A 14,831-nucleotide genomic window follows, 5' to 3' on the forward strand; every position below is an offset into this window, starting at 1 on the left:
GGCCTTCCGTCGGCGGAACCGCCGCCCCGTCACCGGACGGTAAGAAATGCCCAGGTGGTAAGCGTTCGGTAAGCACATTCCGGCCTCCGCTGGCCGCGTGCCGCCCTAGCGTCGGCGGTATGCCGACTCAGATCGACGTGGTGCTGCCCTGCCTGGACGAGGCGGCCGCCCTGCCCGGCGTGCTCACCGCGCTGCCGCCCGGCTACCGGGCCATCGTGGTGGACAACGGCTCCCGGGACGGCTCGCCCGAGGTGGCCGCCCGGCACGGTGCCCGGGTGGTCCACGAGCCCCGGCGCGGCTACGGCGCTGCGGTGCACGCGGGCCTGGAGGCCGCCGACAGCGAGCTGGTCTGCGTCCTCGATGCCGACGGCTCCTTCGACCCGGGTGAGCTGCCGGCCATGGTCGCGCCGGTGGCGGCCGGGACGGCGGATCTCAGTGTGGGCCGGCGGCGACCGGTCGGCGCCGGGGTGTGGCCGTGGCACGCCCGTGCCGGTACCGCGCTGGTCGCGGCGCTGCTGCGCCGTCGGGGCGTACCCCTGCGGGACCTCAGCCCGATCCGGGTGGCCCGCCGCGACGCGCTGCTCGCCCTCGGCGTCGCCGACCGGGCCTTCGGCTATCCCCTCGAACTGCTGATCCGGGCGGCCGCCGCCGGCTGGCGGATCCAGGAGCTGGACGTGACCTACGCGCCCCGGGCCGCCGGCACCCGGTCCAAGGTGTCCGGCTCGGTGCGGGGCACCCTGCGCGCCACCCGCGACTTCGCCGGCGTGCTGCGCACCATGGACGGCCCCCGGTGACCGTCCTGCTGGTCGTCGCCAAGGCGCCGGTGCCCGGGGCGGTGAAGACCCGGCTCTGCCCTCCGGCCACCGCCGTGCAGGCTGCCCGGATCGCCGCCGCCGCGCTGCGCGACACCCTCGACGCCGTCCGCGCCACCCCCGGGGTGACTCCGGTGCTGGCCTGCGCGGGCCGGCTGACCGAGGCGGACGACGCTGCCGCGCTGACCGCCGCGCTGGCCGGCTGGCTGGTGCTGGACCAGCGCGGCGCCGGGCTCGGCGAACGGCTCGCCAACGCGTACGCCGAGGTGGCGGCGGCGTACCCGGGCCGGCCGGTGCTCCAGATCGGGATGGACACTCCGCAGCTGACTCCGGCTCGGCTGACCGACGCGGTACGCCGGCTGCGCGCCGCCGACGCGGTGCTCGGGCGGGCGCGCGACGGCGGCTGGTGGTCGCTGGGGCTGCGCGATCCCCGGTACGCGGACGTGCTGCACGAAGTCCCGATGTCGACACCCGACACCGGCCACGACACCTGGGCGGCGCTGACCGGGCGGGGGCTGCGCGTCGCGCCGCTGCCGGTGCTGCGCGACGTCGACGAGTGGCCCGACGCCCTCGCGGTGGCGATGGAGGTGCCCGAGGGTCGGTTCGCGCGGCAGGTCGCGGCGGTCCGGCTCGCCCTGGTGCCGGGGGACCGGCGGTGAACCCGGTCGACACGGCAGTCCAGGTCAGCGGGCCCGGGGGAGCGCTGCTCCACGATGCCTTCGGCGCCGCACTCGCCGACCGGTCGGCCGGCGGTCGGTGGCTGGTGCAGGGTGACGGTGTCCGTAGCCGGCTGCCGGTGGACCGCTGGCACGGCCCGGCCGAGCCGGCGGTGGCCGGGGTGGTCGCCCGGTGTGCCGGGCCGACGCTCGACCTCGGCTGCGGGCCGGGTCGGCTCACCGTGGCGCTGGCCCGGGCCGGGCTGACGGCGGTCGGTGTGGACGTCTCCCCGACGGCGGTGCGGCTGACCCGCGCCCGGGGTGCGGTCGCCCTGCTCGGCAACCTGTTCGATCCGCTGCCCGGTGAGGGCCGGTGGGAGCACGCGGTGCTGCTCGACGGCAACATCGGCATCGGCGGTGATCCGATCGCGCTGCTACGTCGGTGCGGTGCGCTGCTCGCGCCCGGCGGCACGGTGCTGGTCGAGCTGGAGCCGCCCGGCGCCGGGCTGTGGCAGGGCCAGGCCCGGGTGGCCGCCGCGCACCGGGCCGGCCGGCTGCTGCTCGGCCCGGCGTTCCGCTGGGCACGGCTCGACACACACGCCGTCCACCCGGTCGCCCGAGCCGCCGGCCTGACCGTGCGGGAGCTGTTCCGCCGGAGCCGACGCTGGTTCGGCGAGCTGACCGCCGACCACCCGCTGGTATCCGACCGCACCTGACCGCCCGGGCCGGCCGGTCGACGCAGGTCAGGCCGCCGGGAGGCGGACCACGAAGCGGCAGCCGCCGACGACGTTCTGCACGTCCACCCGGCCGCCGTGCGCCTCGACCAGCCCTCGGACGATCGCCAGCCCCAGCCCGCCGGAGCCCTCCCCGCCCGAGCGGGGCGTACGGGCCGGCTCGCCCCGGAACGCCACGTCGAACAGTCGGGGCAGGTCACCCTCGGGGATGCCGCCGCAGGTGTCGGCGACCGCCAGCCAGGCGGCGTCGCGCTCGCTCCCGGCGTCCACCCGGACGGTGCCGTCGCTCGGCGTGTAGTGCACCGCGTTGAGCAGCAGATTGCCCACCACCCGGGCCAGCTCAGGCTCGCTGGCCAGCACGGTCGGCCAGCCTGACTCGGCGGCCACCAGCTTGATCCGGCGGGCCTCGGCCAGGGGCGCGGTGCCGGCCAGCGCGTCGGAGACCACCTCGCCGAGCGGCACCGCGGACAGTGTCAGCCGCAGCGCCCCGGCGTTGATCCGGGACAGCTCGAAGAGGTCGTCGACGAGGCGGGTCATCCGGTCGGTCTGCGCACGGATCCTCCGGTGGTACTCGGCCACCGTCGCCGGGTCGTCGACCACCCGGTCCTCCAGCGCCTCGGCCATCGCCCGCAGCCCGGCCAGCGGCGTCCGCAGGTCGTGCGACACCCAGGCGACCAGGTCCCGGCGACCCTTCTCGACCCGGCGCTCCCGCTCCCGGGCCTGGTCCGCCCATACCGCGGCCACGGCCAGCCGGCGACCGAAGTACCAGCCCACGCCGAGGCTCACCACCGCGGCCGCGGCCACCGTGAGCAGCACGACCTGGAGGTCGTGCGGGGACAGGAACATCGCCTGGGCGACCACCACCACTCCGGCCACCACGGCGGCCACGGTGATCGTGAGCAGGACGCACACGTGCACCGTGATCGACCGGTCGCGCAGCAGCCGCAGGGTCAGCGCGCCGACCAGGCCGACGCCGAGCGCCGCGGCGAGCGCCGCGCCGAAGATCAGCGCCAGGTCACGCATCGGCCGGCTCGTACCGGTAGCCGACGCCCCAGACCGTGACGATCCGCCGGGGCTCGGCCGGGTCGTCCTCGATCTTCTCCCGCAGCCGCCGCACGTGCACGGTCACCGTGGACTGGTCGCCGAAGTTCCAGCCCCACACCCGCTCCAGCAGCTCGGTGCGGCGGAACGCCCGCCTCGGCTGGCGCATCAGGTGCGCCAGCAGGTCGAACTCGCGCAGCGTCAGCGCCAGTTCGCGGCCGTGCAGGCGGGCGACCCGGGGCCCGGTGGCCACCTCCAGCCCCGCGTCGACCAGCAGCTCCGCCGCAGGCCCGGCCGGCTCCCCGGCCCGGCGCAGCACCGAACCGACGCGCAGCACCAGCTCGCGCGGCGAGAACGGCTTGCCCAGGTAGTCGTCGGCGCCCAGTTGCAGGCCGAGCACCCGATCCGCCTCGTCGCCGCGCGCGGTCAGCATGATGATCGGTACGCCGTCCGGCCGCTCCCGCAGCCGCCGGCACACCTGCAACCCGTCCAAACCGGGCAGCATCAGATCCAGCACCACCAGGTGCGGCGCGTGGTCCCGCACGGCGTGCAGGGCGGCCAGCCCGTCGCCGACGTGGCTCACGTCGTACCCGGCGTGCTCCAGGTAGCGGCAGACCACGTCGCTGACGGTCCGATCGTCGTCGACCACGAGCACCCGCTGCGCCACCGGCCACCTCCCCGGCCAGCCTAGCCAGTGCCACCGGCGGGCCGAACCAGCAGATCTTGCGGTTCCCTTACGTCCAGTCGACCATCATGCGGCGCGGAATCCTGGCCGAGGCGACTCAGGTGGTACACGTCGTGCGCGATCAGCTCGGCCAGAGCCGATGCCCGGGGCCAACACCGGGCACGAGTCCCGCAGCGCGGGCATCGACCGTAACTCTGCTGGTGGTCGGCGAGGGTTTGCCACCATCCGGCGACCTGCGTCGGCTTGGGCACGCTCACCGGGCACCGTCCAGGTTTGCGCGGATCGCCGCCACGAGCACCTTCGCCTCGAAGCACCAACCCCGGGCGCACTCACCCTCAGCGCCGCACACGTGGCCATGCACCAGCACCATCCCGTCGGTGGCGTCGCGGTATACGGCCACCGCCCACACGAGTTCGTCACGTGCGGTCGGGTTGGGCTGAATCTCGATGTCCAGGAGGAGGAGGCGGGTGCCGCGGGGCACATCCAGTTCCACGATCATGTTTGACGCCTCGGAGGTAGTGGCGGCCCCGGTTGCCGGCGATTCGATTTCCCGGAGGTTTCGGCGGATCCGCATGCGAACAGGTGCGTGACGGCCGGCATGGAGGGGGTCCTGCCAGCAACGTCGGCCAACATGTTCAGAGTTGCCGATACCCTGGGCAAACGGCAGCCGTGAGCAGTGGGCCCACACAGCAGCGCACACGCTGGGAGTGAAGTGGACGGTTTCGGTGACATACTCAGGCGGCACCGCAAGACCGGCAAGTTGTCACTGCGCGCCATGGCCGACCGGGTTGCCTACGACTTTGGCTATCTCGGGCAGATCGAGCGCGGCGACCGGCCAGTTACCGGTGCCGTGGTCGCCGCCTACGACGGTGCCCTGGACGCTGGTGGTGCGTTGGTTCAGGCGTACCAGCAGGAGCGGACAGGCGACGTCGATGTGCGCAGACGCACAGTCATTCAAGCCATGGGGGCCCTCGCCGCAGCCCCAGCAGTCTCCCCGCTGATCGCTCTGGAGGCGCTGCGCCACGGCTTGGGTGCGGCAGTGGACGTCGACCATGACGAGTGGGAGCACATCGTCGCGGGCTATGGGCTCGGCTACTACCAGCAGCCCACTGACGCGCTGATGGACAAGCTCGGCACGGATCTGACCATCCTGCAACATCAGATCGCCGCCGACACGGGTGCCCGCCGACCCCACCTACTTCGCGCCGCGGGCTGCCTGTCCGTGATCGTCGCCCTCGGCCTGGTCGCGTCCGGGCAGACACTGATGTCCCGCCGCTGGTGGTTGACCGCGCAGCAGGCGGCCGACGAGTCTGGTGATCCGGACGTGCGGGTGCTGGTGCGGGCGTGGGATGTCGTCAATGGCTGCTACGACGGCCGCCCTCCGGCCGAGGTGGTGGCGTTGTCGGATCAGGTGCTGCCGCTGTTGCACGGGCAGGCCACCTCAGCGTCGTGTGGGTTGCTGGCTGGGCGGGCGCAGGCCCTGTCCCTCGCCGGGCTCCACGCCGAGGCCATGGCGACGGTGCGGCAACTCTCCGACCTCGCCGAGCAGCTGCCCGGGGCGGTGGTCGGTGACGTGGAGTCCCTGTGGGGGTGGCCGGAGCATCGGCTGCGGCACACCGAGTCGTGGGTTTACACGCACGCCGGCCGGCTCGCCGACGCGGAGGCTGCGCAGGAGCGGGCGTTGGAGCTGTATCCGCTGTCGCAGGTTCGGCTGCGGGCGCAGGTGCAGCTACACCAGGCGGCGTGCCTCGTCCGGGGCGGACATATACCCGACGGGCTCAGACTGGCAGCGGACCTGCTGGACGACCTGCCGGTGGAACAGCAGAACGCGCTGCTGCGATCCGTGGCGCGGCAGGTTGCGGACGTGGTTCCCACAGCGGAACGGCGCCGTCCTGTGTACGGGGAGCTCGTGGAGCGGGTGACCGCCTAGCATCCGGGGATGCCCGTCACCTACACCGTTCGCACCGGGTCCTCAGCCGCACCCCTGTTCCCTCCGCTGGTCGAGCTGTACGCGGTCGTTTACGCAGAACCCCCGTACGAGGAGGGGCCGGAGCAGGTGAGCCGGTTCGCGAATGGACTGCCCACTGAGGCGGCCCGGCCCGGGTTCACCCTCGTTGCCGCAGAGGACGACGGCGCGCTGATCGGGGCGGCGTACGGGTGGACGATGCTCGCCGGCAGGTGGTGGTCACAGGCCGACCAGGATCCACCCGCCGACGTGCTGGTCGCGGACAAACTCGCCGTGATGGAGTGGATCGTCGCTCCCGACCGCCGCCGCGAAGGCGTCGGCTCCGGGCTGATGGCCCGGCTGCTCGACGGGCGACACGAGCGGTACGCCACCCTGGCATCCGATCCACGGGCCGCCGCGCGCCGAATGTACGCGCGGGCCGGGTGGCGCCAGGTCGCTCGCTCCACGATGCCGGACGGGACACCCATGGACCTGCTGCTATTCGACTGGCCAGCCGCGCGAGTTTAGGTCAAATGACCGCTGACCGTCCTGCACAGAGTGCTGATCGACGCGACCGCCTTCCTGGCCGTACGGACGGTCGGATGCCAGTGATTGCGGTCATCAAATGATTGGAGAAAGGTTTCCTTGATGCGCAAGCGGCGACGGTTCGTGGATTCGGACGCGTTCTCGGTGCGCGGCGGTTATCCGGGTCGTGCAGGATGTCCGCTGTACGGCCCTCTGAGCGCTCGCGAGGACGTCGGTTCGGCCCGAGCCTGACCGAGTGATCAGCGGGGCGGCAGCGGCTGCGTACGATGCGGGGCTGAGTTCCCCTCGTCGTGGCGGAGGTATCGGGCAGATGGCAGGCCAGCACGAGGGCTTCGCCCTCGGCGTCGACCTCGGTACGTCCAACACGGTCGCGGTGCTGCGCTGGCCGGACGGGCGGACCCGTCCGCTGCTGATGGACGGTCAGCCGGTCAGCCCGTCCGCCGTGTACGCCGACCCGGACGGCACGCTGCACGCCGGTTGGGACGCCCGGCGGTTGGCGCAGGCCGACCCGGCCCGATTCGAGGCGAACCCGAAGCGTCGGGTGGACGAGCCGGGCGTGCTGCTCGGCGACCACTCGTACCCCCCGGCCGAGCTGCTCGCCGCGGTGCTGGCGGCGGTCGCGCGGGCCGCGGTGGGCACCGTCGGCTTTCTACCCCCGGCCGTGGTCACCTGTCCGGCGGCCTGGGATGCGACGCGGCGGCAGGTGCTCGCCGACGCGCTGGTGCGGGCCGGCTGGCCGCAGGCGGCCGAGCACACCCTCGCCGGGCCGACGCCGCCGGGCACCCGGCTGCTGCGTGAGCCGGTGGCCGCCGCCCGCTACTACACGCAGGTGCTGCACCGGCCGGTGCCGGTCGGCGGCGCGATCGCGGTGTTCGACTTCGGTGGCGGGACGCTCGACGTCGCGGTGCTGCGCAACGAGGGTGCCGACCCGTGGGGTGATTCCGGCTTCAGCGTGGTCGCCGACGGTGGTCTGCCCGACCTCGGTGGCCTGGACCTCGACGCGGCGCTGGTGCAGCGGGTCGGTGAGCTGGTCGGCGACCCCGCGCGGTGGGCCCGGCTGATTCACCCGGCGGATGCGGCGCAGCGCCGCGACCAGGTCCGGCTGTGGGACGAGGTCCGGGGCGCGAAGGAGACGCTGTCCCGGTCCACCGTGGCGCCGGTCGCCGTGCCCGGGGTGGCCGACGCGGTGCGGCTGACCCGGGCCGATGTCGAGCGGGTGGCAACGCCGCTGCTGCGCCGCGCGGTCGACCGGGCCCGGGAGGTGATCGCCGCCGCCGGGCTCAGCCCCGACCAGCTCGCCGGGTTGTTCCTGGTCGGTGGCTCGTCGCGGATCCCCTTGGTGGCCCGGATGCTGCACGCCGAGCTGGGCGTGGCCCCGACGGTGCTGGACCAGCCGGAGTTGCCGGTGGCTGAAGGGGCGCTGACCGACCTGCCGTTGCGCCGACAGCTGTCCGTGCCGGCGTACGCCGGGCCACCGCTCGCCCCGCCCGAGGCACCTGCGCCGCCGGCACCAGCCTCGCCGGCAGGACCGGCGTTCGCGCCAGCCGAACCGGCGCACGCGCCTGCGTCGCCGGCAGGACCGGCGTTCGCGCTGACCTCGTCCGCCGCGGCCAGTTCGACTGCGCCGACCATCCCGGCCGGGGCCGGTTCGACCGCGCCGACCGTGCCGTCGCAACACGGGCCGGTGTCGACCCTGCCGGCGGGGCCGTCCGGGCCGGCCTGGCCGGGCACGCCGACGCCGACCATGCCGGAGCCGGCGGGCGTACCGGCCACCCTGGTCGGCGGCTCCGGTGCAACCCCGCCGCCGACCCCCACCGCCGCCCTCGGGACGCGCTGGCGGCGGGCCCGGTGGGTGGTGCTCGGCGCGGTGCTCGCCCTGGCCGGGGTGGCCACCGCGTCGACGCTCTATTTCACCCGCGACCAATACCCGGACCTGGAGTTCCGACCACTGCATGAGCTGTCCCGGCCGCATGCCGGCGCCGAGCGGCCGAGCGGTATGTGGACGGCGGTGCTCGAGGACCGGGCCTACCTCGGGTACCCGCTGCCGGACGACCGGCTGGAGGTGGTCGCCGTCGACACCGACACCGGCGACCAGCTGTGGCGCGAGCCGACCGACATCACCGCCGACGACTGGACGGGGCTGGTGGCCGTCCCGGGGGCGGTCGCGGTCATCGCCGACGCGCCGGGCGACAGCACCCCCCGCCAGCTGGCCGTCCTCGATGGTAGCTCGGGCGCGCAGAGCTGGAACCGCGCCATCCGTGGCGACGACAGCGTGTACTTCGCCGACGGCGTTGCGGTGCTCGTGGACCGGGCCGGCGGCCGACTGGTTGGCCTGCGCCTGAGCGACGGCCACCAGACGTGGACCCAAGCCAACCCCTCCGACCAGTACGGCGGCGGCCGCACCGTCGTCCGGCCGGTGGGCACCGATGAGGCGGCCGGTGGGCCGGCCTTCCTCGACGGCACGCCCCGCAACCCGTGGACGAGCAAGGGGCGGCGACTCGTGCAGATCGGTGCGGACCGGTCGGCACGGTTGCTCGACATGGCCGACGGCTCGGTACTGCGCCAGTGGGGCAACGTCGCCGATCTCGACGACCTGGTGGTGGCGCACGAGGACCGGCTCTACGTGGCGGCCAACGAGGGTGGGTACCAGCTGTTGGCGTACGACCTGAACTCCGACGCCACGCCCGTGGTCCTCTACCGGGCCGGGAACGATCAGCGCCGACCGGAGGAGCTGGTGGCCTGCGGTGAGCGGCGGGCGTGCCTGCTGGAGGTGCCGAACAGCGAGGCCGAGCGCACCGAGGTCGTGGCGGCGACCGAGGGTGAGGGCCCGGTTCGGTGGCCGGCGCCGGGCGCGACCGGCCTGGTCCCGCTCGGCACCCAGCTGCTCGCCGAGCGGGAGAGCCCGGAGTCGACGGTCACCCTCTTCGACGCCGACGGCAAGCAGGTGCTGCGGGACCGCCGCGGCGTGGCGGTCCGCCTCGACGAGGGCAACCTGCTGGTCTTCGCCAAGGCGCCCAGCACTGTGGCGGACAACCGCGTCCTGGCCGGCGTGTGGGCCGAGTCGGGCGAGGTCGACCCGCTGGGCGAGCTCCAGGACGTCCGCAGCGCGTCCTGCTCGTGGAACACCCGGGTGATCGCCTGCGGCGCGGACAAGGACTTCGTCCTGTACCGCTTCGCCGACGACTGACCGCGCCAGCCGGCCGGCCTCGCGCCGTCAGGCGCGGATGATGTTCGTGCCGTCGACCCGGACGGGGATCTCGGTGAGCCCACGGGTGGCGGGGCCACCGAGGCGGGCGCCGTCGCTGGCCGCGAAGGTGGAGTTGTGCGCCGGGCAGGTGATCACCCCGTCGCGGGGTGCGCCGACCCGCACGCCCTGGTGCGGGCAGGTCGCGTCGTACGCGGTGAAGGTGCCGGACTCGGGCTGGACGATCAGCACACCGTCGATGACCGTGCCTCCGCCGACCGGCACGTCGCCGGTGCGGGCCAGTACGGTGCCGGGTGCGGCAGCCGCCTGACCGGTGGGGGAGTCGCCGGCGCCGCAGGCGCTCAGCAGTCCGGCCGCGCCGAGCGCACCGGCCCCGGTCAGCAGCGCTCGCCTGCTCAGGCACCAGCGGTTGTCGCGGAGGAACTCCTGCCCGTCGTACACCGTCGTCACCTCTCCGTCGGCGGGCCGGACCGCTGTCGTCCGGGCGCGGTCGCCGGCGATGGGCGACGGCGCACCCGGGTGCGTCCGGTGGCTCGCCGGACCAGCCTGCCGCACCGGGCTGAACACGCGGTGCGAGCCGGCTGAATGATGGCTGGGCGCACGTCCGCCGACGTCGCCGCTCCGGCTGTCGGGACGGCCCGTACGATGCTGCGGTGATTCTTCGGGGTACGGTCCGGGCCGATCGTCCGCTTGTGGTGCTCGCTGTCGAGGAGGAGGCCCGGTACCTCCCGCCGGAGCTGCCGGTGCTGCTCACCGGGATGGGCAAGGTGAACGCCGCCAGCGCGGTGGCGGCGGTGCTGGCCGCCGGCCCGCGTCCCGCCCTGCTGCTGAACCTGGGCACGGCGGGAGCGTTGCGCCCCGGCTGGGCCGGCATCCACGAGGTCGCCACGGTGCTCCAGCACGACCTGGACACCGCCCTGCTGCGCACGCTGACCGGCCAGACGTACGGCGCGCCGCTGCCGTTGGCCATCGAGGGCGCGGTGCTGGCCACCGGCGACACGTTCGTGGCCGACGACGACGCGCGGGACCGGTTGGCGCAGCGCGCCGACCTGGTCGACATGGAGGGGTACGCGATCGCCTGGGCCGCCAACCAGGCCGGCGTATCGTGCCGGCTGGTCAAGCGGGTCAGCGATGAGGCGGGGGAGGGTGCGGCGCGGACCTGGCGGGAGTCGGTGGACGCCTGCGCCCGGGACCTCGCCGAGTGGGCCGGCCGACACCTCGCCTGACGGTCGCGGGTCAATCGTCGGTTCGTCGCCGCTCCAGCCCCGGCTTGGTCTCCCGGCCCGCGCCGGGGGTCAGGATGTGACCGGCCAGGCCGACCGCCACGACCACGGTGACCAACAGCGGCGGCCAGCCGCCGGCCCACGGCAGCACCAGCAGCGCCGGAAGCTGCCAGGCCAACCGCCGCCACGGCACGTTGTTGGTCACCAACCAGGTGAACAGGGTGCGCCCGAGCACGAACAGCAGCGGACCGCCGACGATCAGCATGAGCCACCGCACCGGCGTCGCTCCGGTCGGCTGAGCGACGACCAGGTCGAACGACGTCGCCGTGCCGATCACGCCGGCCAGCATCACCAGATGGGTGTACGGAGCCAGTCGGGACGCCTGCCTCGCTTCGGTCCCGGCCAACCGGAACTGGTTGGCCCGGAAGACGTAGACCTGCCAGAGCAGCAGCATGATGGCGAAGGCGCAGAAGAGGGCGGTGAGCCGGAAGCGGTCGAACTGGTTCCGGCTGACCTCCAGGGTGGGCACCAGGATGATGTCGCCGAGGGCCAGGATGATGAACTGCTGGTACCGCTCGGCCAGGTGCCCGGTGGTCCGGTCGTACTGCTCGATGGGCACCTGACCCAGCCAGGGCGTCGGGTACCGGACCGCCGCGGCGATCAGGTCGATCGCTATCGCGACGGACCAGAGCCTCCAGTCCGGTGCGCCGGTCAGCGCTCCGGTGACCCAGAAGACGCCGGAGACGACGAACCAGAACAGGAACCGCGCGGCGCGCTCCATGGCCTCCTGGTGCCGCTGTCGGTGCAACGAGGTGGTCAGGACGATGCCGCGCACCACGTGCGTGGTGACATACGCGATCGCGAACACCAGCGCGTGCCCGGCCGAGAGCATCGGCAGCGCCGCCGCCATCCCCACCGACCCCACCATGGCCACCATCAGGATGACCTGGATCGGGCGCTGATCCGGGTCGTAGAACTCCGTCGTGGTCGAGGTGATCGACCAGGTCCACCAGATGGCCGTCAGCGTCAGCAGCACCTCCGCGGCGCCGGTCCAGGATTCACGTTCGGCGATCAGCGTCGAGACCATGGCGAGGGCGGCCACGAAGACCACGTCGAAGAGCAGCTCCAGCAGGGTGGCCCGGGCCGATCCCTCCGGGCGGCGTACCAGCGCCGCAGTGCCTCCGGTGGTCATGCCCGGCCTCCCGCCGCATCCTTCGAGGATTATCGGCGGCACCGGCGCAGCCCGTCCCCGGATCGACGATTCCCGCCCACCCCTGGTCACCCGAACGACCGGACGTGGTTGCCATGGCGACAGCCGCCGGGCGATGCTTGACGGTATCCATATATCTCGATCTATTCGGAGGTTCGGATGCGCCGCAGCCCGCTCGTCGCCCTTGTCCTGACCGCACTCCTGCTCGTCGCGCCCGGCGCGGCGCAGGCCGCCGTCCCCGACCGGGCCGCCTCCGCCGCACCCGCCGCCGACCCGGCGGCCGCGCTGGCCGGCGTACGCACTCCCGGCACCGCCTGGGGCCACGACCCGGCCACCGGCCGGATGACCCTCACCGTCGGCGACACCGTGACCCCCGCCCAGATGGCGCAGCTGCGGACGGTGGCCGAGCGGGCCGGCGCGCTGCTGCGCCGGGAACCCGGAACGCTGCGCACCCTGATCGCCGCCGGACAGGCCATCTACGGCGGGGGCGGCCGCTGCTCGCTCGGCGCGAACGTGCGCGGCGGCAGCACCTATTACGTGATCACCGCCGGGCACTGCACCGCCGTCGCCAGCACCTGGTACGCGGACAGCGCGCAGACCACCGTGCTCGGCACCCGCACCGCCACCAGCTTTCCCAGCAACGACTACGGCCTGATCCGCTACACCGGCCGGATCGCCCACCCCAGCGCGGTCTACACCTACCCCGGCCTGTTGACGATCCACGGCGCCGGCAGCGCGTACGTCGGTCAGGCGGTGTGCCGCAGTGGCGCCACCACCGGGGTGCGCTGCGGCACCGTCACCGGCCTCAACCAGACCGTCAACTACGCCGGCGGCGACGTGGTCTACGGCCTGATCCGCACCAACATCTGCGCGGAGCCGGGGGACAGCGGCGGGCCGCTCTACGTGGCGGCCACCGGCACCATCATCGGCATCCTCTCCGGCGGCAGCGGCAACTGCACCTCCGGCGGCACCACCTACTACCAGCCGATCGGGGAGGTGCTGGCCGCGTACGGGCTGACCCTGCCCTGACCCTCGTCGCGCGGGGCGGGACGGGTTGCTCGTGCTGCGCGACGCGCCTAGGCTCGGCGCACCCCGAACCCTCGCCCGGAGGACGTGTGCCGACCCCCGACGCCCGACCCGACCCCGCGACCATCCCGGCCGGTTTCCCGTCGGTCGAGGTGGCCACGGTGGGGGAGACCATGGTGGTGCTCTGTCCCGCGCCGGGCGAGCCGCTGGAGCACGCCGAACGGGTCGCCGTCTCGGTCGGCGGCGCGGAGTCCAACGTGGCCGGCTACCTCGCCCGGCTCGGGCACCGGGCGACCTGGGTCAGCCGGGTCGGCGACGACCCCTTCGGTCGGACCGTCGTGCGACATGTCGCCGCCGCCGGCGTCCGGGTCGATCTGGTGACCGTGGATCCGGCGGCCCCGACGGGGCTGTACGTCAAGGACCCGGGCGCGGTGGCGACCGAGGTGCACTACTACCGGGCCGGCTCGGCCGCCTCCCGAATGGACCCCGGCGCGTTGGCCGACCAGCGGCTGGCCGGCGCCCGGGTGCTGCACCTGTCCGGGATCACCCCCGCGCTCTCCGCCCCCTGCCGAGCGCTGGCCGAGCACGCGGTGACCGACCGGCCGCTGCCGGGCGCGCTGGTCAGCTTCGACGTCAACCACCGGGCCCGGCTCTGGCCGGCCGACCGGGCCGCGCCGGTGCTGCGTGACCTCGCCGACCGCAGCGACCTGGTCTTCGTCGGCCAGGACGAGGCGGACGCCCTGTGGGGCACCGCCGACCCGGTGGCGGTGCGCCGGCTGCTGCCAGGGCCGGAGACGGTGGTGGTCAAGGACGGCGCGGTGGGGGCCACCGCCCTGTGCCGCGATGCCGAGCCGGTCTTCGTCCCGGCGCCCAGGGTGGCGGTGGTGGAGCCGGTCGGCGCCGGAGACGCGTTCGCCGCTGGCTATCTCGTCGGACTGCTGCGCGACCTCGACACGGTACGGCGGCTGCGTCTGGGGCACCTGGTCGCGGCCCAGGCGCTGGCCAGCAGCGGCGACAACGCCCCGTTGCCGCCGTGGGCCTGGTTCGATGTGCTGCTCGACGCCCCCGTCGAGACCTGGTCGCCGCTGGACCTGACCGCCCGCGATCCCGGATGGAGTGGACCATGACCACAGCGGACTTCGACCAGGTCTTCGGCACGGCCCGGGTGATGGCGATCCTGCGCGGCCTGCCGGTGGCGGAGACCGTCCGGCTCGCCGGCCGGGCCTGGGACCTCGGCATCGACGTGGTGGAGGTGCCGGTGGCGACCGCCGACGCGGTGCCGGCGCTGCGCGCGGCCGTCGAGGCGGGCGGTGAGCGCGGCCGGATCGTCGGCGCCGGCACCGTGCTCGACATGGAGCAGGTCGCGGCGGCGGCCGACGCCGGGGCCGCATTCACCGTCGCACCCGGCCTGGATCTCGCGGTCGCCGACACCGCCGCCGCGCGCGGCCTGCCACACCTGCCCGGCGTGGCCACCCCGACCGAGGCACAGCAGGCGTTGCGCCACGGCCTCACCTGGCTCAAGGCGTTCCCCGCGATCTCCCTCGGGCCGGCCTGGTTCCAGGCGGTCGCCGGCCCGCTGCCGCAGTTGCGCTTCGTCGCCACCGGCGGCCTCGACGCGGGTAACGCCGGTGCGTTCCTCGACGCCGGCGTGCGGGTGGTGGCGGTCGGCTCGGCGCTGGCCGACCCCGACCAGCTGGACCGGCTGTCCGAGCTGGTCACCCGCGCAGTGCCCGCCCGCTGACCGGGTC

15 protein-coding genes are annotated in these 14,831 nt (G+C 74.1%); 10 read left to right on the forward strand and 5 right to left on the reverse strand.

Annotated features, from left to right (window positions below):
• Positions 1 to 119 precede the first annotated feature (119 nt).
• From KBX63_RS02865 to KBX63_RS02875, 3 genes are read left to right on the forward strand one after another with little or no spacing between them, the layout of a single operon-like run.
• Positions 120 to 794 carry a glycosyltransferase family 2 protein gene (locus KBX63_RS02865; RefSeq protein ID WP_210907729.1) on the forward strand — a complete coding sequence of 225 codons (675 nt, stop codon included), beginning with the start codon at positions 120 to 122 and terminating at the stop codon, positions 792 to 794.
• Positions 791 to 1,471, forward strand: a complete 681-nt coding sequence (locus tag KBX63_RS02870; RefSeq protein WP_210907730.1) for a DUF2064 domain-containing protein — start codon at positions 791 to 793, stop codon at positions 1,469 to 1,471. The genes KBX63_RS02865 and KBX63_RS02870 overlap by 4 nt, the downstream gene beginning before the upstream one ends.
• Positions 1,468 to 2,184, forward strand: coding sequence for a class I SAM-dependent methyltransferase (locus tag KBX63_RS02875; protein WP_374102179.1), 717 nt, complete (start codon positions 1,468 to 1,470; stop codon positions 2,182 to 2,184). The genes KBX63_RS02870 and KBX63_RS02875 overlap by 4 nt, the downstream gene beginning before the upstream one ends.
• A 27-nt stretch (positions 2,185 to 2,211) precedes the next feature.
• Here KBX63_RS02875 and KBX63_RS02880 read toward each other — a convergent pair whose 3' ends face one another.
• From KBX63_RS02880 to KBX63_RS02890, 3 genes are all read right to left on the reverse strand, one after another.
• Entirely contained in the window at positions 2,212 to 3,225 is a 1,014-nt protein-coding gene (locus tag KBX63_RS02880) for a sensor histidine kinase KdpD (protein WP_210907732.1), read from the reverse strand.
• Complete coding sequence (locus tag KBX63_RS02885) at positions 3,218 to 3,910, reverse strand: response regulator transcription factor (RefSeq protein WP_210907734.1); 693 nt, start codon at positions 3,908 to 3,910, stop codon at positions 3,218 to 3,220. Before KBX63_RS02885 ends, KBX63_RS02880 begins: the two co-directional genes overlap by 8 nt.
• Positions 3,911 to 4,181: 271 nt before the next feature.
• Positions 4,182 to 4,427: a hypothetical protein gene (locus tag KBX63_RS02890; protein ID WP_210907736.1), complete on the reverse strand. Its 246-nt coding sequence runs from the start codon at positions 4,425 to 4,427 to the stop codon at positions 4,182 to 4,184.
• 213 nt (positions 4,428 to 4,640) lie between these two features.
• On the opposite strand from KBX63_RS02890, the gene KBX63_RS02895 reads away from it, so the two are divergent.
• From KBX63_RS02895 to KBX63_RS02905, 3 genes are all read left to right on the forward strand, one after another.
• Positions 4,641 to 5,858 carry a helix-turn-helix domain-containing protein gene (locus KBX63_RS02895; protein WP_210907738.1) on the forward strand — a complete coding sequence of 406 codons (1,218 nt, stop codon included), beginning with the start codon at positions 4,641 to 4,643 and terminating at the stop codon, positions 5,856 to 5,858.
• Between the two features lie 9 nt (positions 5,859 to 5,867).
• On the forward strand, positions 5,868 to 6,401 hold the full coding sequence (locus KBX63_RS02900) for a GNAT family N-acetyltransferase (RefSeq protein WP_210907740.1): 534 nt from the start codon (positions 5,868 to 5,870) through the stop codon (positions 6,399 to 6,401).
• Positions 6,402 to 6,729: 328 nt separating this feature from the next.
• A complete protein-coding gene (locus KBX63_RS02905; protein WP_210907742.1) occupies positions 6,730 to 9,606 on the forward strand; it encodes an Hsp70 family protein in 2,877 nt (958 codons plus the stop codon).
• Positions 9,607 to 9,633: 27 nt separating this feature from the next.
• Here the strand turns inward: KBX63_RS02905 and KBX63_RS02910 are convergent, their stop codons facing one another.
• Complete coding sequence (locus KBX63_RS02910; protein WP_307871585.1) at positions 9,634 to 10,065, reverse strand: Rieske (2Fe-2S) protein; 432 nt, start codon at positions 10,063 to 10,065, stop codon at positions 9,634 to 9,636.
• A 212-nt stretch (positions 10,066 to 10,277) separates the two neighbouring features.
• Between KBX63_RS02910 and KBX63_RS02915 the strand changes: the two genes are divergently transcribed.
• Positions 10,278 to 10,850, forward strand: a complete 573-nt coding sequence (locus KBX63_RS02915) for a nucleosidase (protein ID WP_210907746.1) — start codon at positions 10,278 to 10,280, stop codon at positions 10,848 to 10,850.
• A gap of 10 nt (positions 10,851 to 10,860) precedes the next feature.
• Here KBX63_RS02915 and KBX63_RS02920 read toward each other — a convergent pair whose 3' ends face one another.
• Entirely contained in the window at positions 10,861 to 12,039 is a 1,179-nt protein-coding gene (locus tag KBX63_RS02920) for a low temperature requirement protein A (RefSeq protein ID WP_210907748.1), read from the reverse strand.
• Between the two features lie 177 nt (positions 12,040 to 12,216).
• Between KBX63_RS02920 and KBX63_RS02925 the strand changes: the two genes are divergently transcribed.
• The 3 genes from KBX63_RS02925 (at position 12,217) to KBX63_RS02935 (ending at position 14,824) form a co-directional block, all read left to right on the forward strand.
• Positions 12,217 to 13,086 (forward strand): S1 family peptidase, encoded by an 870-nt coding sequence (locus KBX63_RS02925; RefSeq protein WP_210907750.1) that lies wholly within the window; start codon positions 12,217 to 12,219, stop codon positions 13,084 to 13,086.
• 86 nt (positions 13,087 to 13,172) lie between these two features.
• Complete coding sequence (locus tag KBX63_RS02930) at positions 13,173 to 14,210, forward strand: sugar kinase (RefSeq protein WP_210907752.1); 1,038 nt, start codon at positions 13,173 to 13,175, stop codon at positions 14,208 to 14,210.
• Positions 14,207 to 14,824 (forward strand): bifunctional 4-hydroxy-2-oxoglutarate aldolase/2-dehydro-3-deoxy-phosphogluconate aldolase, encoded by a 618-nt coding sequence (locus KBX63_RS02935; RefSeq protein WP_210907754.1) that lies wholly within the window; start codon positions 14,207 to 14,209, stop codon positions 14,822 to 14,824. The genes KBX63_RS02930 and KBX63_RS02935 overlap by 4 nt, the downstream gene beginning before the upstream one ends.
• The last annotated feature ends 7 nt before the right edge of the window (positions 14,825 to 14,831 follow it).

It is taken from the genome of Micromonospora sp. U21 (genome assembly GCF_018070045.1).
GTDB lineage: Bacteria > Actinomycetota > Actinomycetes > Mycobacteriales > Micromonosporaceae > Micromonospora.

What these genes read in the sequence shown, in the direction of transcription:
- KBX63_RS02865 (WP_210907729.1), top strand. Translation starts at nt 120, where the DNA reads ATGCCGACTCAGATCGACGTGGTGCTGCCCTGCCTGGACGAGGCGGCC.
- KBX63_RS02880 (WP_210907732.1), bottom strand. Translation starts at nt 3,225, where the DNA reads ATGCGTGACCTGGCGCTGATCTTCGGCGCGGCGCTCGCCGCGGCGCTC.
- KBX63_RS02890 (WP_210907736.1), bottom strand. Translation starts at nt 4,427, where the DNA reads ATGATCGTGGAACTGGATGTGCCCCGCGGCACCCGCCTCCTCCTCCTG.
- KBX63_RS02900 (WP_210907740.1), top strand. Translation starts at nt 5,868, where the DNA reads ATGCCCGTCACCTACACCGTTCGCACCGGGTCCTCAGCCGCACCCCTG.
- KBX63_RS02905 (WP_210907742.1), top strand. Translation starts at nt 6,730, where the DNA reads ATGGCAGGCCAGCACGAGGGCTTCGCCCTCGGCGTCGACCTCGGTACG.
- KBX63_RS02920 (WP_210907748.1), bottom strand. Translation starts at nt 12,039, where the DNA reads ATGACCACCGGAGGCACTGCGGCGCTGGTACGCCGCCCGGAGGGATCG.
- KBX63_RS02925 (WP_210907750.1), top strand. Translation starts at nt 12,217, where the DNA reads ATGCGCCGCAGCCCGCTCGTCGCCCTTGTCCTGACCGCACTCCTGCTC.
- KBX63_RS02935 (WP_210907754.1), top strand. Translation starts at nt 14,207, where the DNA reads ATGACCACAGCGGACTTCGACCAGGTCTTCGGCACGGCCCGGGTGATG.